Source organism: Stenotrophomonas sp. STEN021 (assembly GCF_056760175.1).
Map to the genome: position 1 here is coordinate 1 of NZ_JBRREH010000078.1, position 23,491 is coordinate 23,491.

General features: G+C 62.8%; 20 protein-coding genes and 1 pseudogene. 11 read left to right on the top strand and 10 right to left on the bottom strand.

What is annotated here, in order from left to right; genetic code table 11:
- Nucleotides 1–170: 170 nt before the first annotated feature.
- The 5 genes from infA to trxB form a co-directional block, all read right to left on the bottom strand.
- The gene (gene infA / locus ACVOL0_RS15595; RefSeq protein WP_005409596.1) at nt 171–389 is read right to left on the bottom strand and encodes a translation initiation factor IF-1; all 219 of its coding nucleotides are present in this window, start codon (nt 387–389) and stop codon (nt 171–173) included.
- 98 nt (nt 390–487) lie between these two features.
- The gene (gene aat / locus ACVOL0_RS15600; RefSeq protein ID WP_481549853.1) at nt 488–1,222 is read right to left on the bottom strand and encodes a leucyl/phenylalanyl-tRNA--protein transferase; all 735 of its coding nucleotides are present in this window, start codon (nt 1,220–1,222) and stop codon (nt 488–490) included.
- Nucleotides 1,219–2,361, bottom strand: coding sequence for a GNAT family N-acetyltransferase (locus ACVOL0_RS15605; RefSeq protein ID WP_481549854.1), 1,143 nt, complete (start codon nt 2,359–2,361; stop codon nt 1,219–1,221). Before ACVOL0_RS15605 ends, aat begins: the two co-directional genes overlap by 4 nt.
- Complete coding sequence (locus ACVOL0_RS15610) at nt 2,358–3,251, bottom strand: metallophosphoesterase (protein ID WP_481549855.1); 894 nt, start codon at nt 3,249–3,251, stop codon at nt 2,358–2,360. The genes ACVOL0_RS15605 and ACVOL0_RS15610 overlap by 4 nt, the downstream gene beginning before the upstream one ends.
- Before the next feature lie 30 nt (nt 3,252–3,281).
- A complete protein-coding gene (gene trxB, locus ACVOL0_RS15615) occupies nt 3,282–4,250 on the bottom strand; it encodes a thioredoxin-disulfide reductase (protein ID WP_481549856.1) in 969 nt (322 codons plus the stop codon).
- 289 nt (nt 4,251–4,539) lie between these two features.
- On the opposite strand from trxB, the gene ACVOL0_RS15620 reads away from it, so the two are divergent.
- The 8 genes from ACVOL0_RS15620 to ACVOL0_RS15655 all read left to right on the top strand — a co-directional run bounded on the left by ACVOL0_RS15620 (nt 4,540) and on the right by ACVOL0_RS15655 (nt 13,147).
- Nucleotides 4,540–6,906, top strand: coding sequence for a DNA translocase FtsK (locus ACVOL0_RS15620; protein ID WP_481549857.1), 2,367 nt, complete (start codon nt 4,540–4,542; stop codon nt 6,904–6,906).
- A 93-nt stretch (nt 6,907–6,999) separates the two neighbouring features.
- Nucleotides 7,000–7,638 carry an outer membrane lipoprotein periplasmic chaperone LolA gene (lolA, locus tag ACVOL0_RS15625; protein ID WP_481515659.1) on the top strand — a complete coding sequence of 213 codons (639 nt, stop codon included), beginning with the start codon at nt 7,000–7,002 and terminating at the stop codon, nt 7,636–7,638.
- A 125-nt stretch (nt 7,639–7,763) separates the two neighbouring features.
- Nucleotides 7,764–9,059 (top strand): replication-associated recombination protein A, encoded by a 1,296-nt coding sequence (locus tag ACVOL0_RS15630; protein WP_481549858.1) that lies wholly within the window; start codon nt 7,764–7,766, stop codon nt 9,057–9,059.
- 36 nt (nt 9,060–9,095) lie between these two features.
- Nucleotides 9,096–9,482: a fluoride efflux transporter CrcB gene (gene crcB, locus ACVOL0_RS15635; protein ID WP_481549859.1), complete on the top strand. Its 387-nt coding sequence runs from the start codon at nt 9,096–9,098 to the stop codon at nt 9,480–9,482.
- Between the two features lie 89 nt (nt 9,483–9,571).
- Entirely contained in the window at nt 9,572–10,645 is a 1,074-nt protein-coding gene (locus ACVOL0_RS15640) for a glucokinase (RefSeq protein ID WP_481549860.1), read from the top strand.
- A complete protein-coding gene (locus ACVOL0_RS15645) occupies nt 10,642–11,649 on the top strand; it encodes a glycosylasparaginase (RefSeq protein WP_481549861.1) in 1,008 nt (335 codons plus the stop codon). The genes ACVOL0_RS15640 and ACVOL0_RS15645 overlap by 4 nt, the downstream gene beginning before the upstream one ends.
- Complete coding sequence (locus tag ACVOL0_RS15650; protein ID WP_481549862.1) at nt 11,646–12,380, top strand: copper homeostasis protein CutC; 735 nt, start codon at nt 11,646–11,648, stop codon at nt 12,378–12,380. Before ACVOL0_RS15645 ends, ACVOL0_RS15650 begins: the two co-directional genes overlap by 4 nt.
- A 287-nt stretch (nt 12,381–12,667) precedes the next feature.
- Nucleotides 12,668–13,147 carry an Lrp/AsnC family transcriptional regulator gene (locus ACVOL0_RS15655; protein WP_481549863.1) on the top strand — a complete coding sequence of 160 codons (480 nt, stop codon included), beginning with the start codon at nt 12,668–12,670 and terminating at the stop codon, nt 13,145–13,147.
- Nucleotides 13,148–13,173: 26 nt separating this feature from the next.
- Here ACVOL0_RS15655 and ACVOL0_RS15660 read toward each other — a convergent pair whose 3' ends face one another.
- The 5 genes from ACVOL0_RS15660 to ACVOL0_RS15680 form a co-directional block, all read right to left on the bottom strand.
- On the bottom strand, nt 13,174–13,725 hold the full coding sequence (locus ACVOL0_RS15660; protein ID WP_481549864.1) for a hypothetical protein: 552 nt from the start codon (nt 13,723–13,725) through the stop codon (nt 13,174–13,176).
- Nucleotides 13,715–14,038: a hypothetical protein gene (locus ACVOL0_RS15665; protein ID WP_481549865.1), complete on the bottom strand. Its 324-nt coding sequence runs from the start codon at nt 14,036–14,038 to the stop codon at nt 13,715–13,717. Before ACVOL0_RS15665 ends, ACVOL0_RS15660 begins: the two co-directional genes overlap by 11 nt.
- Before the next feature lie 13 nt (nt 14,039–14,051).
- Nucleotides 14,052–15,197 (bottom strand): TIGR03032 family protein, encoded by a 1,146-nt coding sequence (locus ACVOL0_RS15670; RefSeq protein ID WP_481549866.1) that lies wholly within the window; start codon nt 15,195–15,197, stop codon nt 14,052–14,054.
- 106 nt (nt 15,198–15,303) lie between these two features.
- A complete protein-coding gene (locus ACVOL0_RS15675) occupies nt 15,304–19,320 on the bottom strand; it encodes an autotransporter outer membrane beta-barrel domain-containing protein (RefSeq protein ID WP_481549867.1) in 4,017 nt (1,338 codons plus the stop codon).
- A gap of 68 nt (nt 19,321–19,388) precedes the next feature.
- On the bottom strand, nt 19,389–20,999 hold the full coding sequence (locus ACVOL0_RS15680) for a M4 family metallopeptidase (protein ID WP_481549870.1): 1,611 nt from the start codon (nt 20,997–20,999) through the stop codon (nt 19,389–19,391).
- A gap of 652 nt (nt 21,000–21,651) precedes the next feature.
- Between ACVOL0_RS15680 and ACVOL0_RS15685 the strand changes: the two genes are divergently transcribed.
- The 3 genes and pseudogenes from ACVOL0_RS15685 to ACVOL0_RS15695 all read left to right on the top strand — a co-directional run.
- On the top strand, nt 21,652–22,200 hold the full coding sequence (locus tag ACVOL0_RS15685; protein ID WP_481549868.1) for a fimbrial protein: 549 nt from the start codon (nt 21,652–21,654) through the stop codon (nt 22,198–22,200).
- A gap of 74 nt (nt 22,201–22,274) precedes the next feature.
- Entirely contained in the window at nt 22,275–22,871 is a 597-nt protein-coding gene (locus ACVOL0_RS15690; protein ID WP_481549869.1) for a fimbrial biogenesis chaperone, read from the top strand.
- 78 nt (nt 22,872–22,949) lie between these two features.
- Nucleotides 22,950–23,491: pseudogene (locus ACVOL0_RS15695) on the top strand (transposase); the annotation flags it as partial.

The following is a 23,491-nucleotide window of genomic DNA, read 5'->3' on the forward strand; positions in this document are numbered from 1 at the left end:
TTTTTTTTGGCGGTCCCCCCCCGCCCGCCGCGCCTCGTCCGGCCCGCCGCGGCGCGCGCGGACCCCCCCCCCCGCGGCGGCCCCCCCCCCCCCCCCACTACCGGGAAATTTCAACCACGCGAAAAAGCCAGCACGAAGGCTGGCTTTCTGCTAACGCTCGACTTACCGCATTACTTCATGCGGTAGGTGATACGGCCCTTGGTCAGGTCGTACGGCGTCATCTCAACCTTGACGCGGTCGCCGGTCAGGATGCGGATGTAGTTCTTGCGCATGCGGCCGGAGATGTGGGCGATGATTTCATGCCCATTTTCCAAGCGAACACGGAAAGTGGTGTTCGGCAGCGTCTCGCTGACGGTGCCTTCGAACTCAATGGAGTCGTCTTTCGACATGTAGTCCTGTGCGGTTCTGCGGACGGCCAATGGGCCTAAGGGCGGGCATTTTACGCTGTCGCGGGCAAGGATGCAAAGTTTGCGTTAAGCGACTGCATTCAGGCCAAAGCCGAAGCGGCCAACTCGCCAAATCGGCGCGTCCAGGCCCCCGCGTCCGCCGGCCGTTGCACCAGTTCGCGCACTTTTTCCAGGAAAATGACACGCGGCAGGTGCTCGGCGCCCATCCGCAGCAGGTGCGGGTTTTCCACCTGCGCATCCATCAAAGGCCAACCCCACCCGGCCAAAGTGCTGGCCAAGGCCGCGAGCGCAACCTTCGAGCCGCCGCTGCGGCCGCTGAACATGCTTTCGCCGAAGAACATCTGGCCGATGGCGACACCGTAGATGCCGCCAACCAGCTCCTCTCCATCAAATACTTCCACCGAATGCGCGTAGCCAAGCTGGTGCAGGGCGGCATAAGCCCGGTGCATGTCTGCAGTGATCCAGGTGCCATCCTGGCCGGGGCGCGGAGCCTGCGCGCAAGCCTGCATGACCTCGCGGAACGCGGTGTCGGCGCGGACCGTCCAGTTGCTGCTGCGCAACCCGCGGCGGAAACGCGAGGACAGGTGGACCCGGTCGGTGCGGAACACCATGCGCGGGTCCGGCGACCACCACAGCAATGGTTGGCCCTCGGAGAACCACGGGAAGATGCCGCCGGCATAGGCATTGAGCAGGCGCACCGGGCTCAGGTCGCCGCCTATGGCCAGCAGGCCGTCGGGATCCTGCAGGGCAAGCTCGGCAGGTGGAAACGGCGCATCGCTGGCGCTGTCCAGCAGGAATGGGCCTTTGTTGCTCATTGCGATGGATCTTCCTGCTTGAAGGGCGAATGGCGCAGCAGGTCCGTCATATAGGCTGCGACGTCTTTGCGCTCGCGCTCGCACCAGTCATGTACAGCCTCGCGGAACTGCGGATGGGCGAGCCAATGGTGGCTGCGGACCCGGGTCGGGAGGAAGCCGCGCGCCAATTTGTGCTCGCCCTGTGCGCCGGGCTCAAAGCGCTGCAGACCCTCGCGCAGGCAGTACTCGATGCCTTGGTAATAGCAGGTTTCAAAGTGCAGGCCGGGTAGGGCAGCGCCGCCCCAGTAGCGTCCGTACAGCGTATCGGCACCACGCAGGCACAGGGCGCCTGCAATCGGCTCGCCATCCTGGATCGCCAGGAACAATACAAGTTGACGCGGCATCTGTTCGGCCATATGGCGCAGAAAAGCCAAGGTCAGCGCAGGAGCGTTGCCGTACTCGGCAAAGGTCTGCAGGTAGAAGCCGTGCATGGCGCGCAGCTCGTCGGCGCTGGCTTCGTCACCATGGCGTACGACGAAACTGATATCCGCACGGGCCACCTTGGCACGTTCCTGACGGATGTTCTTGCGGCGCTTGTGATCCATCGCGCCAAGGAAGTCATCGAAGTGCGCCCAGCCCGACTGGCGTTGCCATTGGAACTGCACATCGTCGCGTTGCAGCCACTGTGCGTCGAACAGAGGATTTTCATCGGCCAGATGAAAGTTGATATGCGCCGAAGACAGGTCGTTGTCCTGCACATGGCCGACGATGGCCTCAATCAATTCGCCGCGATACTTTTCGCTGCGAGCCAGCAGGCGTGGACCGGTGACCGGCGAGTAGGGCACGCCGCACAGCCACTTCGGGAAGTACTCCAGGCCGTGGCGGGCATATGCATTGGCCCAGGCATGGTCGAAAACGAACTCGCCATGCGAGTTCTGCTTGAGGTAGCCGGGTGCCGCGGCGACAAGCTGATCGTCGCGCCACAGGCTCAGATGCTGGGCCTGCCAACCCCATTCCGGGCGCAGGCAGCCATGCTGTTCCAGCCCGCTGAGAAAGGCATGGCTGATGAAGGGATTGCTGCCGTCATGCAGGCCATCCCACTGCGCGGCGCGCAACGCTGCAAGGCTGGGCAGGACGCGAAGTTGCAAAGGCAGGTTCATGGTTCCAACGTCAGTACGTCGATGACGGGTGGGTTGAACAGGCGCAATGGCAGGCCGATCTCTCCGGTACCGCTGGTTGTGAAAACACGTATCGGACCGCAGGCGCCCTGCATGACCTGCTCGCCGCGATCGAAGCCATAAGCGCTCGGAATGACCTTGCGGTACAACCAGGGGATGCGGATCTGTCCACCATGCGTATGCCCGGCGAGCACAACGGCCACATTGCCGGCGCACACCTGCATTGCGCTGTCGGGGTTATGGGCAAGAATGATCGAGGGGCCGAGCAAGGCCTCGCCCCCGAGCAGGAAGCGCGCGTCATCCCGGCCTGCCCAGCGATCCCCAAGGCCGGCCCAATCCACGCCATCGGCGTCCCGGAGCAAACGTCCTTCGATGACATGCACACCGTGCGCGGCGAGTGCGGCGCGCAAGGGTTTGTCGATGTCCGGGCCGGGCTGTTGCTGGTCATGGTTGCCGAGCACCACGAACGCAGGGGCGCGCAGGTCCGCCAGCGGCGCGAACAACTCCTGCAACGATTGGCCTTGCGGCTCGTAGGTCAGATCGCCGGCGATCGCCACCGCATGGACATCCTGATCATTGATGCGCTTCACCAGTCGCTCGAGGAAGTGCCGGTCCTTGTAGACACCCAGATGGATATCACTGACCAGAGCGATACGGGAAGCAGTGCCCGTGCCTTCCAGTGTGGCGTGCCTGATCACGATCATCTGCGGCTCGATGAAGCGCGCCCAGACGAACACACCACAGCCGAGCAGCAGCACCGCGATTACTGCGCGGTGCTGCCGTTTGCGCCAACGCCACAACAGCCAGACGATGACAGGGAACACCAGCCAGCTGCCATGAAACAGCAGCTGCTTGAGCATCACCTTGTCCATGCCGGGCTGCCGGGCTGCCGGGCAGGGGGCTCAGACGCCCTTTGCGTCCAGGAAGCGCTCGGCGTCCAGGGCGGCCATGCAGCCGAATCCCGCCGAGGTGATGGCCTGACGGTAGTGCTGGTCGGCGACGTCGCCGGCGGCAAACACGCCTTCGACCGAGGTCATGGTGGCGTTGCCACCCAGGCCGGAGCGGATTTCCAGGTAGCCGTTGTTCATCGCCAGCTGGCCGGTGAACAGTTCGGTGTTGGGTTGGTGGCCGATGGCAACGAAGAAGCCATGGGCTTCGATATCGCGGGTGCTGCCGTCCAGGGTGGACTTCACGCGCACGCCGGTGACGCCGGCGTCATTACCCAGCACTTCGTCAACCTGGTGGTGCCACACGGTCTCGATCTTGCCGGCGGCGACCTTGGCGAACAGCTTGTCCTGCATGATCTTTTCCGCCTTCAGGGTGTCGCGGCGGTGGACCAGATAGACCTTGCGGGCGATATTGGACAGGTACAGGGCTTCTTCAACAGCGGTGTTGCCGCCGCCGACCACGACCACATCCTGGTCGCGATAGAAGAAACCGTCACAGGTGGCGCAGGCGGAGACGCCGCGGCCCTTGAAGGCTTCCTCGGACGGAATGCCCAGGTACTTGGCGGTGGCACCGGTGGCGATGATCAGTGCGTCGGCGGTGTACTGGGCGCTGTCACCGGTCAGGGTAAACGGGCGCTTGGACAGGTCGGCGGTGTGGATATGGTCAAACACAACTTCGGTTTCGAAGCGCTCGGCATGCGCCTGCATGCGCGCCATCAGGTCCGGGCCCATCAAACCGTGGGCATCGCCCGGCCAATTATCGACCTCGGTGGTGGTCATCAGCTGGCCACCCTGCTGCAGGCCGGTGACGACCAGCGGCTTCAGGTTTGCGCGCGCGCCATAGACGGCAGAGGTCCAGCCGGCGGGGCCAGAGCCGAGGATCAACAGGCGGGAATGCTTGGTCGGGAGGCTGGAAGTGCTCATGTATACTCGCGAAAGTCAGGATTGGTGGCCCGAACGCGGCAGTCCGCAGCTGTCCGGGCAAGCCAATAGAGTGGCGGTCCGACCTCGGTGAATCAAGGCACGTGAATGGAACTGCGCGGCCCGTTGCACACAACTCTGCTGTTTCCCGCATTGCCGCTGCCTTTGTCTGGCGGCTTTTTGACGTTATCTGTCTGTCAGCCGTACCGCACTGCGCTGTAACTGGGTGAAACCCGACGATCTGTCGTTTAATATCAATCACTAACCGTGCATTTTTAAGGTCTGGTCAAAGGTGGCGAAACAGGTCCCGGAACGCGACAAGAGCCCCAAGGCTGCCGCTGATACGCGCAAGTCGGCGGCTGCAACAGACAATCCGCGTCGTCAAAAGCTATGGCGTGATCTGGCGTTGATCGCGATCGCGCCAGCGTTGCTGTACCTGCTGGCCAGTCTGTTCACGTATTCGCCTACCGATCCGGGCTGGTCACAGTCGGGTTCGGTGGTGGCGCCCGTGCACAACATGGGCGGCCGGGTCGGCGCGTGGATTGCCGATGTGCTGCGCCAACTGTTCGGCTACGTGGCCTACCTGATCCCGGTGATGCTGGCGGCGGTCGCATGGATCGCCATGTTCGGCCTGAAGAAGACCGATGAGCGTGGCCAGGATGATCTGGGCCCGGCGCTGCGTCTGGTCGGCATCGTCGGCTTCCTGATTGGTGCTACCGGTTTCCTGTACCTGCGCCTGCCGCCGGGCGATGTTGCCCGCGCAGGCGGCGGTTTGGGTGTGCTGGTGGGCAAATCCCTGCAGACCGGTTTTGGTCCGGTAGGCAGCAACCTGTTCCTGCTGGTGTTGCTGTTGACCTCGATCACCCTCGCTACCGGGCTGTCATGGTTCGCGGTGATGGAGAAGATCGGCAAGTGGGTGCTGGCGCTCGGCCCGTTGCTCAACAAGAAGAAAGAGCAGGCCAGCGAGTGGCAGCAGACCCGCGTGCTGCGCGAGGAGCGTGAGGAAGTGCGCAAGGTTGACGCCGAGGTACGCGCCAAGCGCGAGCCGGTGAAGATAGAGCCACGTCCGGCACCGGTGATCGAGAAGAGCGACCGTGCCAAGCGCGAGACGCAGATTCCAATGTTCCAGGGCGTCAACGGCGATGGCTCGGACATCCCGCCGCTGGCCCTGCTCGACGACCCAAAGCCGCAGGCCAAGGGCTACGACGAACAGACGCTGGAAACCCTGTCGCGGCAGATCGAATTCAAGCTCAAGGATTTCCGCATCGATGCGCAGGTCGTCGGCGCCTATCCGGGCCCGGTGATCACCCGTTTCGAGATCGAACCGGCGCCGGGCATCAAGGTCAGCCAGATCAGCTCGTTGGACAAGGACATCGCGCGCGGCCTGTCGGTCAAGTCGGTGCGTGTGGTTGACGTGATTCCGGGCAAGTCGGTGATTGGCCTGGAAATCCCCAACGTCACCCGCGAGATGATCTTCCTGTCCGAGCTGCTGCGCTCCAAGGAATACGACAAGTCGGCAAGCGTGCTGACGCTTGCCTTGGGCAAGGACATCGCTGGCCGCCCCAGTGTGGCCGACCTGGCACGCATGCCCCACCTGCTGGTGGCCGGTACCACCGGCTCGGGTAAGTCCGTTGCGGTCAACGCGATGGTGCTGAGCCTGCTGTACAAGGCCAGCCCGAAAGACCTGCGCATGCTGATGATCGACCCGAAGATGCTGGAGCTCAGCGTCTACCAGGGCATTCCGCATCTGCTGGCGCCGGTGGTCACCGACATGAAGGAGGCCGGTAACGGCCTGCGTTGGTGTGTGGCCGAAATGGAGCGCCGCTACAAGTTGATGAGCGCGGTCGGCGTGCGCAACCTGGCCGGCTTCAACAAGAAGGTGAAGGACGCCATCGACGCCGGCCAGCCGATGATGGACCCGTTGTTCAAGCCCAACCCGGAGATGGGCGAAGCGCCGCGTCCGCTGGAGCCGCTGCCTTTCATCGTCATCTTCATCGACGAATTCGCCGACATGATGATGATCGTCGGCAAGAAGGTCGAAGAGCTGATCGCACGTCTGGCACAGAAAGCCCGTGCGGCCGGCATCCACTTGATCCTGGCAACGCAGCGTCCGTCGGTGGACGTGATCACCGGTCTGATCAAGGCCAATATCCCGACCCGGATCGCCTTCCAGGTCAGCTCCAAGATCGATTCGCGCACCATCCTCGACCAGTCCGGCGCGGAAGCGCTGCTGGGCAACGGCGACATGCTGTACCTGCCGCCGGGCACGGCGATGCCGGACCGCGTGCATGGCGCCTTCGTCTCCGACGAAGAAGTGCATCGCGTGGTCGAGCACCTCAAGGCCAGTGGCCCCACCGATTACATCGAGGGCGTACTGGACGAAGTGCAGACCATGGGCGATGGCGTGGTGGTGGGGGCCAACGGCCTGCCGGAGAGCACTAGCGGCGGTGGCGACGAGTCCGACCCGCTGTACGACGAGGCGCTGCGTATAGTCACCGAAACTCGACGTGCGTCCATTTCCGGTGTGCAGCGCCGCTTGAAGATCGGCTACAACCGCGCCGCGCGCCTGATCGAGGCAATGGAAGCGGCCGGCGTGGTTACCGCGCCGGAGCACAATGGCGACCGCACCGTGCTGGCCCCGCCACCGCCCAAGCACTGAACGGAAGGGCGGCATTCAGCGATCGATTGCCGCCCATTCAGTTTGAAAGAGGCAGACTCTGCCTCACCAACGACACCACTATCCCAAGCCGCCATGACTGCATTCCTGCGCCACTCCGTTCTTGCTGTTGCCCTGGCTTGTGCCGGCCTTGCCGCGGATGCCCATGCCGGCGCCCGCGACGACCTGAAATCCTTCACCAGCGGCCTGCGCGGCCTTGATGGCCAGTTCGCGCAGCAGGTGGTGGATCAGCGTGGCCGCGTCAAGGAATCCTCCAGCGGCCGTGTGGCGCTGTCTGCACCGCGCCAGTTCCGCTGGGAATACACCCGTCCGCATCCGCAGCTGATCATTGCCGACGGCAGCAAACTGTGGGTTTACGAGCCGGACCTGGAGCAGGCCAGGGTCAGCCCGCAGGGCACCGAGGAGCAGAACAATCCGCTCACTGCCCTGATCAACCCGGCATTGCTGGAACAGCAGTACGACATCAGCGAAGAAGCCGCGCCGCGTGACGGCATGCAGTGGCTGTCGCTCACGCCCAAACGCGATACCCAGGCCAGCTTCGATGTCGCCGCACTGGGCTTCTCTGGTGGCGCGCTGTCGCGGATGGAACTGACCGACGCGGTGGGCCAGCGCACCATCATCACCTTCAGCGGCTGGAAGAAGAACCCGAGCTTTGCTGCAGGCACCTTCCGTTTCGTGCCAGGCAAGGACGTCGACGTCGTCGGCGACCGCTGAATCCAAGCCGGGCTTTTGAGGCCAGGGCAGGGCGGACACGCTGCTAGAATGCGGACGTGGCCAGATCCCGAAATATCTTTCTTGATGAAGCTCCCACCGACCTGCTGACAGCGGACCGGGACACTATGCGTCCGCTCGCCGAGCGCATGCGTCCGCGTGCACTGGACGAGATGGTCGGCCAGAAGCGCTTGCTGGCACCCAGCACGGCGCTGCGCCGCGCGGTCGAATCCGGCCGCGTGCATTCGATGATCCTGTGGGGCCCGCCAGGCTGCGGCAAGACCACGCTGGCCTTGTTGCTGGCGCAATACGCCGATGCCGAGTTCCGTGCGATTTCCGCCGTGCTGTCCGGCCTGCCGGACGTGCGCCAGGTGCTGGCCGAAGCCGCGCAGCGCTTTGCCGAAGGGCGGCGTACGGTGCTGTTCGTCGACGAAGTGCACAGGTTCAACAAGGCACAGCAGGATGCCTTCCTGCCGCATATCGAGCGCGGCACGATCATTTTTGTCGGCGCTACCACCGAAAATCCCTCGTTCGAGTTGAACTCGGCATTGCTGTCGCGCTGCCGCGTGCACGTGCTGGAATCGGTGTCGCCCGAAGACGTGGTGGAAGCGCTGCAGCGCGCACTCAACGACAAAGAGCGCGGGCTAGGCGAGCAGGACATCACGGTCTCGGCCGAGTCGTTGCTGGAAATCGCCAGGGCCGCCGATGGCGACGTGCGCCGCGCCCTGACCTTGCTGGAAATCGCCGCCGAGCTGGCAGCGGGCGAGGGCGGTGAAATCACCCCGGAAACCCTGTTGCAGGTGCTGGCCGACCGTACCCGCCGCTTCGACAAGAACGGCGAGCAGTTCTACGACCAGATCTCGGCGCTGCACAAGTCAGTACGCAGCTCCAACCCTGACGGCGCCATCTACTGGTTGGCGCGCATGCTCGATGGCGGCTGCGATCCGTCCTACCTGCTGCGCCGGCTGACCATCATGGCGGTGGAAGACGTGGGCCTGGCTGACCCGCGGGCGCTGGAAATGGCGATCAATGTCTGGAACGCCTACGACCGCATCGGCGCACCGGAAGGCGATATCGCCCTGTCCAACCTGGTCGTGTATCTGGCCAGCACCGCCAAATCCAACGCGGCCTACATGTCCCTGCACGCGGCCCGTGCCGACATCGCCAAGTACGGCACCCAGCCGGTGCCGATGCACCTGCGCAACGCGCCCACGCGCCTGATGAAGACGCTGGGCTACGGGCAGGGCTACCAGTATGACCACGATGTCGAAGGCGGCATCGCACTGGACCAGACCGCATTCCCGGATGAGATGGGCGAGCAGGTCTACTACAAGCCCGTAGAGCGTGGTCTGGAGATCAAATTGAAGGACAAGCTCGATCGCCTGCGCATCGCCCGGGAGCAGGCCCGCGCACAACGCAAGTGACCGCCCTCCGCCAACCCGCACCCGGAGCTTGAAGCAATGTGGTATTCCTTCCTGGCCATCGGCGTTGGTGCGGCACTCGGTGCCTGGCTGCGATACGCGCTCAGCCTTTGGCTGAACCCGCTGCACAACACCGTGCCGCTGGGGACCCTGACCGCCAATCTGCTCGGCGGCTACGTGATCGGGCTGGCGCTGGCGTTTTTTGCCACCCGGCCCGAGCTCTCACCACAATGGCGGTTGTTCGTGGTGACTGGACTGCTGGGTGGTTTGACCACGTTTTCGACCTTCTCCGCCGAAGTTGTCTACCTGCTGCAGCGCCAACAACTGGGCTGGGGGCTGGTCACGATTGGCCTGCATCTGGGCGGCTCGCTGTCGATGACCGCCCTGGGCTGGTGGACCTGGCGTGCATTCCGGCACCTGACTTGAGCGCGCTTTCAATGCCGCAGGCGATACCGCATCATGCGCCCTCCACAAATTGAGCGTTCTTTGGGTATGCAGCAAAAGCGGGCAAAAGAATGAGCAGACCGGCGTCGGATGACGCGGCCCGCAGCGATGCAATCCATGATTCTGAATCAGGGAGCGCCATCATCGGCGCGGATGTGGGCGGCACCTATGCGCGCCTGGGCTGGACCCGGTTGCAGGCCGACGGCGCACTGAATGTCCACGGTTTCCGCAAATACACCTGCGCCGAGCACCCCAGTCTCGCTGCAATCCTGCGTGATTACGGCGCCTGGCTGGCCCGCGAAACCGATGCGCCACCGATCGCGCACGCGGTCGTCGCCATCGCCGGGGTCCTTGATGGTGACGGCGATACCCTGCTGAACACCAATCTGGCCTGGCCGGTGTCGCTGGCGGCAACCCGCCGTGAGTCAGGCATGCAAACGTTGGAGCTGATCAACGACTTCGTCGCCGTCGCCCAGGCGATGGCACATGCCGAGGCAGATTCGCTGCACCTGATCTGCGGTGATCCCGAACAGGTGGTGCCCGGTCCAGCTGTAGTGCTCGGCCCAGGAACCGGCTTGGGGGTCGCGGTGTATCTGCCGGGTGGAAATCCCTCAGTGCTTGCCAGTGAAGCAGGGCACGCGGCCTTGGCCGGATCCAATACTCTGGAACAGGACGTATTGCGCCTGTTGTCGAGACAGTACGCACATATCGACAACGAACGAATCCTGTCCGGTCCGGGTTTGATCACGCTTTACACCTGTCTGTGCGAATTGCGCGGCAGCGTCCCGCAATGGCAATCACCAGCCGAACTGGTTGCTGCCGCAGACAGCGGCAACGATGCATTGGCGACAGAAAGCGTGGAGGTTTTCTGCGCGTGGCTGGGCAGTTTGGCTGGCGACCTGGCACTGACTTTCGGTGCACGTGCGGTCTATTTGACCGGCGGCATCACGGGTCATATCAGCGGCTTTTTGCACGCAGGTGGCTTCCAGCAACGGTTCTTGGCCAAGGACCGCTTGTCGCAGGCGTTGCGACACGTGCCGGTGTGGCGCGTTGAACATGGCGAGCTCGGCGTGCTGGGGGCCTTGGCCTGGCACGTCGACAGACTTGCTTCACGCCAAGTACAACCCAGGAGAAGCCAGCAATGAATACCCGCAGACAGTTCCTGCAGTCGTCCGCCTTGATTGGCGCATTGGGCAGCGCGGCGCCAGGCCTGCTGGCATCGCCGGTGACTGCCAACGGCGCCCGCGTGGTTTCAACCTGGGACTTCGGCGTCGGCGCAAACCAGGCGGCGTGGAAGGTACTGGCCGCTGGCGGCAGTGCCTTGGATGCGGTGGAAGCCGGTGCCCGCTGGGCCGAAAGCGAACTCTGCAATCCCACGGTCGGCCGCTGCGGCAACCCTGATCGCGATGGCGTGCTCAGCCTGGATGCAAGCATCATGGCCGGTGATGGTCGCTGTGGCTCGGTGGCAGCGTTGGCCGATATCCTGCACCCGATCTCCGTTGCCCGTGCAGTAATGGAGAAGACCCCGCACGTCATGCTGGTGGGGGAGGGCGCACAACAGTTCGCTGTGCAACAGGGCTTCGAACGTCAGAATCTGCTCACTCCGGAAGCAGAAAAAGCCTGGCGTGAATGGCTGAAGACCGAGCACTACGCGCCACAGATCAACGCAGAGCGCCGTGGCATTCCCGGCGACAAGGACAACCACGACACGCTGGGGATGATCGCCATCGACGCCAAGGGCGAGATGGCCGGTGCCTGCACCACCAGCGGCATGGCCTTCAAGATGCATGGACGGGTCGGCGACAGCCCGATCATCGGCGCCGGCCTGTACGTGGACAACGAAGTAGGCGCGGCCACCGCCTCGGGCATGGGCGAGGAGATGATCCGCAATGCGGCCTCCTTCCTGGTGGTGGAGCTGATGCGGCAGGGCCGCTCGCCAGCCGAAGCCTGCCGTGAGGCCATCAGTCGTGTGGTGCGCAAGCGTCCGGAGGCCAGCCGCACGCTGCAGGTCTGCTTCCTGGCAATGAACCGGGCCGGCGAAGTGGGCGCGTATGCGCTGCACCGTGGTTTTGTCTACGCCGTCTGCGACAAGAACAGGCAGGACGTATTGCTGGACTCGGCCTCGGTGTATACGAGCGAGCAGAAGTGAGCACGCGCTACCTGCTGGAGATCGCCAGCAATTCGGCCATGTCCGCCATTGCCGCACAGCAGGGCGGTGCCGACCGCATCGAGCTGTTCGAAAACCTGGCGCAGGGCGGCACCACGCCATCGGCAGGGACCATCGCAGTGGCACGCGATGCGCTGCACATTCCGCTGTATGTGTTGATCCGGCCACGGCCCGGCGATTTCCACTACGGGTCGATGGAAGCGGACATCATGCTGCGTGACATCGCGCAGTGCCGGCAACTGGGCTGCGACGGGGTGGTGATTGGCGCCCTGACCCAGGATGGCGAGATCGATGTGGCCCTGTGTCGCGAGCTGGTTGCGGCGGCTGGGCCGTTGGGCATCACCTTCCATCGCGCCTTCGATGCCGCCCGTGACCTTGCATCGGCGCTGGAGCAGGTGATCGGCCTGGGCTGCGAGCGGGTGCTCAGTTCTGGTGGCCATGCCGATGCGCACGCGGGCAGGGACGTGCTGGCCGCGCTGGTGCAGCAGGGCAAGGACCGCATCGCGGTCATGGCCGGTGCGGGCTTGAACGCACACAATGTTCATCAAGTCGCGCTTGCCAGCGGCTGCAGGGAATTCCATGCTTCTGCAAAGCAGGTGCAGCACTCACGCATGCAGCACCACAACCCGGCCCTGCTTGGGTTGGAAAGCGATTGGCTACAGTCCGACACCGGTCAGGTAGCCGCGTTGCGAGCAGCATTGGCAGCGTCCTGACGTCGACAGCGGCGCATCTTGGAGTCCGTGACTGGCAGCTCGGTCCCTGTTTGGGGATACATGGACAATCCCGTGGTAGTTCTCGGATGCGAGCAGGGGACGCCTGGCTAGCTGTACGCGCCGCTGCGGGCACTGAGAAGGCATCGGCAGAATATTGTGATGCATCACTTAAATGTGACCCGATAGATCACGCTGAACCATTTGCAATGACGCCCGGTCACCGGACGGCGGGCAGACCGGGATGCCGCTAGTATTCGGACAGGGGGAAGTCAATGAGTACGAAGAGCATGTCCACTGATCTGGATCCCATTGATGTGCAGTTGCTGGTCCTGCTGCAGCAGGACGGGCGCATGAGCAATGCCGATCTGGCCGAGCGGGTAGGGCTGTCGCCTTCCACCTGCCTGCGCCGGGTGCAGCGGCTGGAGCAGGATCATTTGATCCTCGGCTATCGCGCCGACCTGCCAGCGGCCAGCCTCGGCTTGGGCCTGCGCGCCTTCATCAGCGTGCAGATGACCCACAACGACACCGAGACGCTTACCCGCTTTGCCGAGGACCTGGCGTCCTGGGACGAAGTGGTTGCCTGCTACAGCATCACCGGCGACTACGACTACCTGGTGCACATCCTGGTGGAAAACCTGGAAAGCTACTCCCGTTTCATGCTGCAGCGCATGCTGGTCAATCGCGCGGTGCGGCATGCCAACACCAGCATTGTTGTAGAAATGGTCAAGCCCAACCGGGGCATCCCGCTTGGGCACCTTTCCCGATAAGGCCTGCGCATTACTGACCCCGCCGCTCAGCTTGCCGGGGCAACCGGCGGCAGCAGCACAGCATTGTCGAAGTAGCTCACGCGCAGGTGCAGGCCGCGCGGGGAGTAGCCGATGAATACCGAATTCAGTTCCGGGATATAGGCGCGTTGAGAGCGCTTCTCCAGCCCACGGTTTTCCAGCTCCAGCAGGATGCCCAGGCTTTCGGGGTGGGGCAGGCCGTCGTTGTAGTCCTGCAATATCTGCAGCGACCTGATCAGCAGCGCGCTGGCGTGTTCATGCCCACGTGCGTCCGGTGCGACAAATGCACGGAAGTAGTACATCGGTTGCAACAGGCGCGGCAGCACCTTGATCGCCACCGATGCGATGGCCTGGATGGCGCCTTCCGGATCGCGACCTATGCAGACCACTTCATCGGCACGTCGACGTGCTTCGGCAGGATCGCTGATTGCAGCGTGCTGCAGCCAGAACGTGGCCAGTTCCGCAGCCAGTTCCGGGCCGACCCGTTTCCACACCGGGCTGAACACCAGGGCTGCGCCGGGGGGCTGCACTGTTGCAGTGCTGCTTGCTTCACTGTTCATGTCCACTCCTTGCAGTGTCGTCGCGCTCTTCTTGCGAGGCCGGCGGCAACGGTGCCGCAGGTGGCGACGGATTGTTTCCGTTTGCCGCAGGTGCCTGCGTGCGCAGGCGTCCTGCACGCAGCTGGCGCCAGCAATTCTCGAACTCGACCCAGGACAGGGCCGCATTGCCGTCACCATCGCAGTGTTCGAATAGCGCGCGAAGCTGTGGCGGAGGCGGTTCGGCACGCAAGGTTTGCGGCGCAGTGGGTGACTGTGTCTGTGCCAACGCTGTCGCAGGCAGTCCCAACACGAGCAGCCAGACAATGGATTTCACCGGAACCATGTCGTCAGCCCCCGATGCCCGACTCGGACTCAAAGGTGATCAGCTCGCGGATCTCGTTGTTGCGCAGGCCGATCATCATCGGGTTGCCTACGTTCTGCAGGAAGCAGACATCGAACAATTCACTGACATCGCCTTCGAAGCGGATCCAGTTGATCACATCGCCGGTGGTCAGCGACAACAGCTGCACGCCGCACCACGGGTCGGCGTCGCGGCGGCGCAGCTCTTCATCCAGCGCCAGCCCCTCGAAGCGGTCATGGCGGGGCTTGGACAGGCCGACCGCCGCATAGTTGCCCATGATCGACAGCCCGCGCAGGAAGCCCGGGCAGAATGCCACCGGCACAAAGCGTTTCTCATCGAAATTGACGTAACCGAAGTGGCCCGTGCCGGCATTGAGCACCCACAGGCGGCCATTGGCCCAGCGCGGGGAATGCGGCATTGACAGGCCTTCGCAGACGATCTGGTTGGTCTGCACGTCGATCACCACGCCGCCGTCATGGCGACGGTCACGCCAGCCATCGACCACGTCGCTGCGGCAGGCGGCGGTGACATAGCGCGGCTGCCCATCGACCATGGCCAGGCCATTGAGATGGCAGCGGTCTTCCGGGGCCAGCTTGCTGATGAACGGTGGTTTCCACACTGCCTTGAAGCTGTGGGTCTGGCTGAGTTCGGCCAGGCACGAATATTTGGTATTGACGAAGATCACCTTGCCGTTGGACTGGATGCCGATCTCGTGGATATCCAGGTCCCCGGTGGTCTGTGCATTGCGCGGCACATAGCATTTGTCGTGTTCGCCATGGATCACCTCGCCGGCACGCAGCACGTTCTCGAAGCGCCAGAGCTGGTACAGGCTGCCCAGGTAGATACGCTGCGCATCACCGACGATGCCCATGGCGCGCTCGAATATCCGCTCGAAGAAACTGACCTGGCCCTTGCCATTGGCCCCGACCAGATACACCCGGCCGCTCTGGTAGGAAGAAATCGCCAGTGAGACTTGGTTGCTGGACAGCCAGTCGTACAGGCCGCGGGAACAGGATTTCTGCACGATCATCTGTGCAGGGTCGTTGATTCTCTCGCTGCCTGCGTCGGCGGCCGGGGAGGGAAGGCCGTCATTGCCGACCTGGTTGGGCACAGCGTCTGCATGTTCGCTCATGGGCTTGTTGGCTCCATGCGGCGGGGCAGGGGAGGCCTGCCCAGCCGCGCGGGTGGAAGAACAGGATGGCCCGACGGCTTACATGCCGGGCCACCCACGGCCTTGCTTACCAGGCATAGCTCAACCGGGTCTGGACCCCCAGACCGCTGTCCAGCAGGTTGCCGCTCTGCCAGTTCAACGCGCTACCCAGTGAGAACCGCCCCTTGGCCGCGTTCACCCCGAGCTTGAACATCGCCGTGGTGCCTTCGCTGCTCAACTGGCCACGGAAGTCACGGTTGATGTTGTAGTCCAGCGTGCCATCAAGCGTGTGAACGGCATTGATTTGCCCGAACGGGGTGACGTTCCAACCGGACACGCCACGGTACGCCTTCCACAACGACAGACCAACGCGGCCACGTTGCCAGTTGGTGGTTTCGGTCTCCAGGTTGGCCTGGTAGCCCTGCACGTTCATGCCCGACACCGTGGTGGAGGTGTACTGGAACTGCGGCTCCAGGTTCAGGCCATTGCGCAGCGTCCAGGTATGGCCCGCTTCCAGGTTGAGCATATGGGCATCGCCCTGGCTCTGCTGGCGACCGGCCACGGTGTCCATGTAGGCATCAAACTGCATGCCACGCACCGAGGCGTCGACATAGGCGCCACCCTGCGAACGCCAGGTGGCATATAGGCCGACGCTGGAGCCGCGCAGGGTGTCCATGCCGTATCCCTCAGCCAGGTACTGCTTGGCTTCGGATTTGGCCACGGTGGCACCCATGCTGAAGCCGTTGCCGGCGTCGACATTGAAGCCGACTTCACTGCCCATGTTGTCCTGGTTGAGGCTGGCGCTATGCCCTTGGCCGAAGTTGCCGGCCAGGTAGCTCGGGCTCATGCCACCGGTATCGCGGAAGCCGCGCACCCACGGCGTAACACCCTTCAGGCCGGGCAGGGCAGCGGAGCCTTCGATCATGGCGTTGCGGTCACGCCAGCTGCCTGTGGTGCTGGCCAGCAGGCTGTCCACGCCCAGCGCGGCAGCCGTTGCCAGGGTGCCGGAGGCATTCAAGCCACTGACCTTCGGGGTGATGGCCAGCAGGTAGTTGCCACCGTTGCCGCTGGCTTCCTTGGCCACCGCCACGCTCATGTCCAGCTTCAGGAAATCCGCTGGGGAAATGCCCAACACCTGGCCGGCCACGAAGGCTTTCGGGTCCGCACTGCCGGCCACCTGCACCAACTGCAGCGGTTTGTTCACCGAGCTGGAGGTGGGCAGGCCATCCAGCAACGCGACATTGAGCTTCTGCTGGGTACCCGCAGCCGTGGTGCCGCTGATGTACAGCGAGTCGCCGCGGTTGGCACGCAGGTTCACGTCCATGTTGATGTTGCCCTTGCCGGCGAAATTGCCGGCAATGGTCAGGCTGTCACCGACCTTGCCGTTGACGAAGTCCAGCACACCGATATTGGTGAACAGCGCACCGCTGCCACCGCCCAGTTGCACGGTGTTGTTGCCGGTGATCTTGATCGTGCCGGTATTGCTGAAGCTGTTGTTGCCGGCACCAAAGGCCAGCTGGCTGCCGGACAGCAGCAGACTGCCCTGGTTGCGGAAGCTGTCATCACCGGCACCAAAATCGGCATTGCTGCCGGTGGCATTCCACACGCCACCCACTGCGTTGGTGATCACATCATTGCCCGCACCGGTGCGAACACCACCGAACAGCGAGCCGCGGTTGGTCACCGTGGTAGCGCCATCGCCGCCCTGGATGGCAGTAGCTGCAATGATGCTGCCGGTGTTGTCCACGCTCGCCGCGCCGTTACCACGGATCAGCACACCGTAGGCTTCGCCGTTGACCGAAGACGCAGTGAGGTTGCCGCTGTTGATGACCTTGACCGTGCCGCCATCGAGCGTACCCAGCAAGCCGATGGCATCGCCGTCCTGTGCGGCTGCAGCGATGCTGCCGCCATTGCGCAGGGTCAGCGTGCCGCCGGTGATGCTGCCTTCCAGGCCTGCGGCCTGGCCGGAGGTGCTGTTGGAGGCGATGGTGCCATCATTGCGGACGGTAACGTTGCCGCCACTGCCTGTGCCACGCGCACCGGTGGTGATGGTGCCGTCCAGCTTGATCTCACCGGTGTTGGTGACACTGACTGCGCCGGTCCCCGAGCTGCCGTCCAGGCCGACCAGCGCATGGTCTGCTTCCGCACTCAGCGGGACCGGCGATGTTGCCGTGATCGCGATGGAGCCGCTGTTGCCGATGGTCACGGCGCCGCTGGTGGAGCTGCCGAGTATGCCAGTTGCTCCATAAGGAATGGCACGGTCCTCGGTGACCGGAATAGCAATGGTCAGCGTGCCTTGGTTCGTTGCCTTTGCGGTGCCTGCATCAGACAGCACCGACAGGCCCACCGCGACAACACCGTCGATGCCGCCTTTGTTCTTGAAAGCGCCGAGGCTGGTTATGTCCGACCCGCGAACCTTTATGGTGCCAGTGTTGCTGGCAGTCGCATTGCCGGAACCGCCTGCTTTCGCACGTCCACCGAACAGGGTGGCTTCGCCAGCTCCATCTGGTGCACTTACGTCGATCGCTCCGGCATTGCTGACCGTGGCATCACCTAGCGCAGCCTCCGCTCGCAAGGCAGTAGCGAGTGCGGGTATTTGGCCTAATTGATCCTGGGCAGCGGTGATGTTGATCACACCGGTGGCGGTATTGCGAGCACTCGCTTCGCCCTGGCTGGATGTAACAAACAAACCAGTAGTAGCGCCTATGTTGGAGCTTCCTTCCTTGGCCATCTGGATCTGACCACTATTGGTGGCTGCAGCACCGGTAGCGCCGTTGATCCGCGCGCCCACTGCAACACCATTGGTTTCAGCGACAAGCGTGCCGGAGTTGGTGAAGTCGACACGGCCGTTGTCCGCATTTGCAATCACTGCGGCTGTGGCGTATTTGCCGGCGGTGGCATTGATCAAGCCTGCATTGGTGATGCGCACGTTGCCATTGCTCGAATTGGCCTGCACACTCGAGGCGCCACCTTCGCCTTTGCCATAGATCTCACCGGCAGCGCTGTTGGTGATGGCGATATCACCGCCAGCCAGCACATTGAGGGCAGTACCGGCATACTTTGCCATCAACGCCGGACGAAGCCCCTCCGCAGTGATCTTTCCGGAGTTGGTGATGGTTGCCTTGGAACCATCACCATAGGCCGAGACGGCAATGCCGGTTGCACCACGGTATTTGCTGCTGGCTTCCACCGAACCGGTGTTGTTCAGCACGATGTTGCTGCCAGGAGCATTGGTGGAAGCGAAAATTCCGGTCGATATTGCGGAAGTCTTTTCGTTCTCCGGCGTATTTGCATCGTCCGCGGAGGCCAGGACAGAGATGTCACCGGCGTTGGTCAACCGGATGCCCCCCGTACCGCCATCGTAGGCGAACATGCCGGTTGAATAAGCGGCTCCATCTACGGTGATCTTGCCGTTATTGCTCACAACAGTGCCGGCATTGCCAAAATTCTTGGAGAACACCCCATAGATGTGGCTATAGATGGTGTTCGGGTTCTCCCTTACAGAGTGGCCGGCGAATACATCGCCGTTGTTGCGTATGACGGCCGAGTCGCTGCTCTGGTTCTCGATACCGGCAACCCAGCTATAGCCGTTGGCACTGATGCTGCCGTTGTTGGTGACGTTGGTCCTGCCACCAGCAGAAAAGATGCCATCGGCAAGGCCACCGTCGGTGGAGGTTACGTCTACGCTGCTGTCGTTGACAACGGTAACGATGGCATCGTCCAGTGCTGCGTAGATACCGACTACGTCACCTGCCTTGGTCTTGGTGATGGGGTTCCTGTTGACGATGCGCACCGTGGAGGCGGCCGCTGGTGTAATGGCTGCACTGTCGGCGGCGGTTGCCAGGTTGCTGACCGCAGAGGGCAAGGCAGCGCCAACAACAACCGTCAGATCCTGCGCTGGTGCATTCAATGCATTTCCCTGCGTAGTACTGCACGACGTCGTGGTGCTGCCATCACAGGACTGTGCATACACGCTACCGGTGGCCAGCAACGCCATGCCCGATGCGAACAGTGCGGTGCGTACCGCGCCGGCCAGTGATGACTGGCGAATGATCTGTTGCGCACCCTTGCGTGACGAGCGCGCTTTCTGGTCAATCTTATTCATGAGATGACTCCAATAAAGTGGTGTTCTAGCGTCGAAGGCTTGTGCCTTGCATTGGGGATAGCCAGCACTCAGCTGGCGGACTCCACGCTCACTGCACTCCAGGTCGCGGCGACAGCGCGATACTGGGCAGAGTCGGCGCCGAACAGGTCACGTGCGGCATTCAGGGTGGCTACCCGGGCTTCGGGATAGGTCGTGTTGGCGGTGAAGTACGCCGTCAGTGCCAGGTACCAGATCTTCGCAGCGTCCTTCTGGCCGATACCTGCAAGCGAGGTATCACCGTTGCAGACCAGGCCTGCAGGCGTCAGGTTGGCCTTGGTTCCCGCACCGTAACCGGCCGGCACCTTCGCGCCCTCGGCCAACAGGTAGAAGAAGTGGTTGCCCACGCCGGAGGAATAGTGCGGATCGGCGTTGGTCACCGCGCTGGAGTAACAGTCGAAGGAGCTGCCATCCAGGCTCGGCTTGAACATGTAGCGCAGCGCATCCCCGCCAAAAATCGCACCAAGTTCTTCACCGATCAGATAGTTCGGCGGACGCGCTGGATCGTTGACGAAGAACTCCACGGCGGTGCCGAAGATGTCGGACGTTGCCTCATTCAAACCGCCCGCATCTCCGGAATAGACCAGCTTTGCCGAACGGCTGGTAACGCCGTGGGACATCTCATGGCCGGCGACGTCCAAGGCCGTCATGGCGTCGCCGAAGGTCATGCAGAAGCAGCCATCGGCCCAGAACGCGTTCTGGTAGCCAACCCCATAGTGCACGCGGGTCTTGGCCCCCTTGCCATCATTGGCGATACCGTTGCGACCGTGCGCGGTTTTGAAATAGTCCCAGGTTGCGGCGACGCCGAAGTGCGCATCGGCAGCATCGGTCTGTCGGCTGGTGCTCTTGCCATTGCCCCATACGTTGTCGGTGTCGGTCACCAGCACACCGGCTGCAGTGCTCTGTACGCCGGCCATGTCCACCGTGTAGCCGCCGCCGCGGGTCTTGTCGAGCAGCTGGTAGAAGCTTCCGCACTTCACCGTGTCCAACTGCACCGTTCCCAGGTAGAGCGACTGGCCCGTGCCTTTGACGGCCACGCCATTGGTGCAGCCCACCGCACCACCACCCGGTTCGGCGGTATGCACCGTATCCCACTTGGCCAGGATCCTGCTCGTGCTGGCATCAATCAGATAACGCATATCGGTGGGCGTGCGATCGCGCTTGGTGCCTTGCAGGCGCACCTGGTAGGCGAGTGTCGGGTCACCATTGAGCGCGGCGATCACCAGACTGGCACTCGGCGTACCCTGGAAGTCCGTGCCGAGATCGGCACCGGCTTCAACCATGGCATCAGCAGCGCTGATTCTGGGGGTCAGCGATGCAGGCCGCTGCGCGGTTTTAAGCCGCTGCGTCACCGACAGCAGCACGCCATTATGCGAATGCACGACCAGGTCGCCGCCAATCACCGGCAGTCCCTTGTAAGTGCGTTCAAAGCGGACATGCTCAACGCCGCCGGCCCCAGTGGGGATATCGGTTGCCGTGAAAGCATCACTGGCATTGGCGGCGCTCTGGGTTTTTCCTTCGGCGGTCGCCAACAAGGACTTGGCTCTCAGCACCGGTGCGGCAGTGGCGGAGGGAGCCGCAGCATGTGCCGCACTTGCTGCCAGTGCAGCGGTCAGTGCGGCACCCAACAACTTCAGATTCAACGTTTTCATTCGGGTCAATCTCCATAACAGGGAGTGGAGAAAGCAGTGGCTGTCTGCTTGTGCGCTTGCGCACGTGACCCACGGCGTGCGGGGGCACGGCCGTGATTCGAAAAACGCAGACAGTGCCTGCTGACGTGAACGCTCAACTTCGGGCTGGGCAGGCTGGTTCTGCACGGCGCACAAGCGACAGACCGTGACTGGGACTAGCGGAGCCCAGAAACTTCAGCAACCACACACGTGACTAGCCCGAATGCAAACACGCCGCTGAAATGGAAATCTTGTTGCAGAAGATGTTTCGTATGCGTATTTATCTTGCAGAAATGCTAAATAAAATCGAACTATGTGTTCGGGCGGCGTTCATGTAGCCCGACAAGATTTCAAGTGTCAACAATTTTGTGGGCACAATTTTCTGAATGCGAAACATGCCTCGTGGGTAAAACGTATTCACTTAGAAAACTCTTGATGTCCTCCCACTTTCATGTCGACGCGGACGTGAAAATGCGCAGAAAGCGCCGGCGTTTGCACCCCCGCCGCACGAATTGATCAGGGCTGCCTCCACTGCGTCGCTTCTTTGGGACTTGTCTGATGTACCTGAATCAAGGGGCGCACAGACAATCCTGCTTACCGAAGCTGAGTCCAGGAGTACAACGAAATGAAGCGTGAATTGAGCAGCGTGCTGCTATCTCTGATCGCCGTGCTGACAGCCTCCGCAGCGGCCAATGCAACCAACACCATCACGTTCAATGGCGAAGTGACCGACCAGACCTGTTCTGCCGTCATGAACGGTGGTACTGATCCGACCGTGATCCTGAAAAGCGTGCCGCTCTCCGACCTGGACGGTGCCGTTGGCAACACCGCAGGCGAGGGCACCTTCACCCTGACCCTGACTGGCTGCGCAGCCTCGGGTACCGATGAAGCGTTTGCCACGCTGTTCCAGGCGACCAACCCCACCGCCACCGGCAATCTGACCAATACCGCCAGCGCCGGCGCCGACGGTGTGGCCCTGCAATTGTTGGATGCACCTGGCGGTACGCCGGTGAATCTGGCCGGCGGTGCGGCCGTGCCGGCAGGTGAGATCGTGCTGACGGCGGGTGAAACCAACGCCACCCACGACTATGCCGTGCGCTACATCGCCGAGAGCGCGACTGTCACCCCTGGCCCGGTACTGGGCTCGGTGACCTACACCGTCCGCTACGAGTAATGAAGCTCGGGCGCGACCGCACCCGTCGCCCCCACGCATGCAGGCAACGCCGCCGGCTCACTGGAGAAAGGCCCATGTCCGGACTCCGATCCAACTGCAATGTGTACTGCACCGCCATGGCGGGCGTGCTTGCGTTGTTCAATCTGGCCGAAGCTGCGGCGAGCGTTGTCGTTTCGGGCACCCGAGTCATCTACCCCGGCAATGCGCAGCACGTCACCGTGCAGCTGACCAACCAGGATGCGTTTCCCAATGCGGTACAGGCCTGGGTGGACGTCGCTGACCCCGAATCGACCCCGGCTGACGCCGATGCTCCCTTTGTCGTCACGCCTGCCGTGTCGCGCATGGCTCCCGGTGCCGGGCAACAGATCCGCGTGATGTTTGCCGGCAAGGATCTGCCGCAGGACCGCGAATCGCTGTTCCATCTCAACGTGCTGCAGATTCCGCCGATGAACACTGTCCATGCCGACCAGAACAAGGTGATGGTGTTGATGCGCAATCGCCTGAAGATGTTCTACCGGCCAACAGGTATTGCCGGGACGCCTGCGCAGATCTCCGAGCAGCTGCACTTCAGCGTCCAGCAACGCAGCAACGGCTGGCATGTGCAGGTTGAGAACCCCACCGGTTACCACGCTTCGTTCGGGGGCGCCGCGCTGCACATTGCAGGCTCGTGACCACCTCCCAGCTTTTTGAGCCAGCCAAAAGTAGAGAAATTCGGCGAAACTAACCCCAAGCAGAGAGGTGGTTTTGCCATGAAGAAGTCGAAGTTCACCGAAGAGCAGATTGCGTTCGCCCTGCGCCAGGTTGAGGGCGGTACATCGGTCGGCGAGACGTGCCGGAAGATGGGAATTTCCGAGGCCACGTTCTACAACTGGAAGAAGAAGTACGGCGGGCTGGGCGTGTCCGAGCTGCGCCGGCTGCGGCAGCTCGAGGAGGAGAACCGCAAGCTCAAGCAGCTGGTCGCGGATCTGAGCCTGGACAAAGTGATGCTACAGGACGTCATTCAAAAAAAGCTCTGAGGCCGGTGCAGCGACATACGCTCATCGGCTTTCTGCAGCGTGCATACGGAATCAGCCAGCGGCGGGCATGCGGTGTGATGCGCCAGGCCCGTTCTGGGCTGGCGTACAAACCGGTGCGCAAGATTCTGGATGCGCCATTGACCCGGCGCATCGAGGAGATAGCGCAGACGCGGGTGCGTTACGGCTACCAACGCATCCACATTCTGCTACGTCGTGAAGGCTGGCCGATAAATCGCAAGCGCGTGCATCGGCTGTACAAGCTGGCAGGGTTGAAT

Bases quoted from the DNA above. Each gene is read 5' to 3' on its own strand.
- ACVOL0_RS15675 (WP_481549867.1), bottom strand. From the start codon at position 19,320: ATGAATAAGATTGACCAGAAAGCGCGCTCGTCACGCAAGGGTGCGCAA.
- lolA (WP_481515659.1), top strand. From the start codon at position 7,000: ATGACTGCATTCCTGCGCCACTCCGTTCTTGCTGTTGCCCTGGCTTGT.
- ACVOL0_RS15605 (WP_481549854.1), bottom strand. From the start codon at position 2,361: ATGAACCTGCCTTTGCAACTTCGCGTCCTGCCCAGCCTTGCAGCGTTG.
- ACVOL0_RS15640 (WP_481549860.1), top strand. From the start codon at position 9,572: ATGAGCAGACCGGCGTCGGATGACGCGGCCCGCAGCGATGCAATCCAT.
- ACVOL0_RS15645 (WP_481549861.1), top strand. From the start codon at position 10,642: ATGAATACCCGCAGACAGTTCCTGCAGTCGTCCGCCTTGATTGGCGCA.
- aat (WP_481549853.1), bottom strand. From the start codon at position 1,222: ATGAGCAACAAAGGCCCATTCCTGCTGGACAGCGCCAGCGATGCGCCG.
- trxB (WP_481549856.1), bottom strand. From the start codon at position 4,250: ATGAGCACTTCCAGCCTCCCGACCAAGCATTCCCGCCTGTTGATCCTC.
- ACVOL0_RS15610 (WP_481549855.1), bottom strand. From the start codon at position 3,251: ATGGACAAGGTGATGCTCAAGCAGCTGCTGTTTCATGGCAGCTGGCTG.
- ACVOL0_RS15685 (WP_481549868.1), top strand. From the start codon at position 21,652: ATGAAGCGTGAATTGAGCAGCGTGCTGCTATCTCTGATCGCCGTGCTG.
- crcB (WP_481549859.1), top strand. From the start codon at position 9,096: ATGTGGTATTCCTTCCTGGCCATCGGCGTTGGTGCGGCACTCGGTGCC.
- ACVOL0_RS15660 (WP_481549864.1), bottom strand. From the start codon at position 13,725: ATGAACAGTGAAGCAAGCAGCACTGCAACAGTGCAGCCCCCCGGCGCA.
- ACVOL0_RS15670 (WP_481549866.1), bottom strand. From the start codon at position 15,197: ATGAGCGAACATGCAGACGCTGTGCCCAACCAGGTCGGCAATGACGGC.
- ACVOL0_RS15655 (WP_481549863.1), top strand. From the start codon at position 12,668: ATGTCCACTGATCTGGATCCCATTGATGTGCAGTTGCTGGTCCTGCTG.
- infA (WP_005409596.1), bottom strand. From the start codon at position 389: ATGTCGAAAGACGACTCCATTGAGTTCGAAGGCACCGTCAGCGAGACG.
- ACVOL0_RS15630 (WP_481549858.1), top strand. From the start codon at position 7,764: ATGCGTCCGCTCGCCGAGCGCATGCGTCCGCGTGCACTGGACGAGATG.
- ACVOL0_RS15690 (WP_481549869.1), top strand. From the start codon at position 22,275: ATGTCCGGACTCCGATCCAACTGCAATGTGTACTGCACCGCCATGGCG.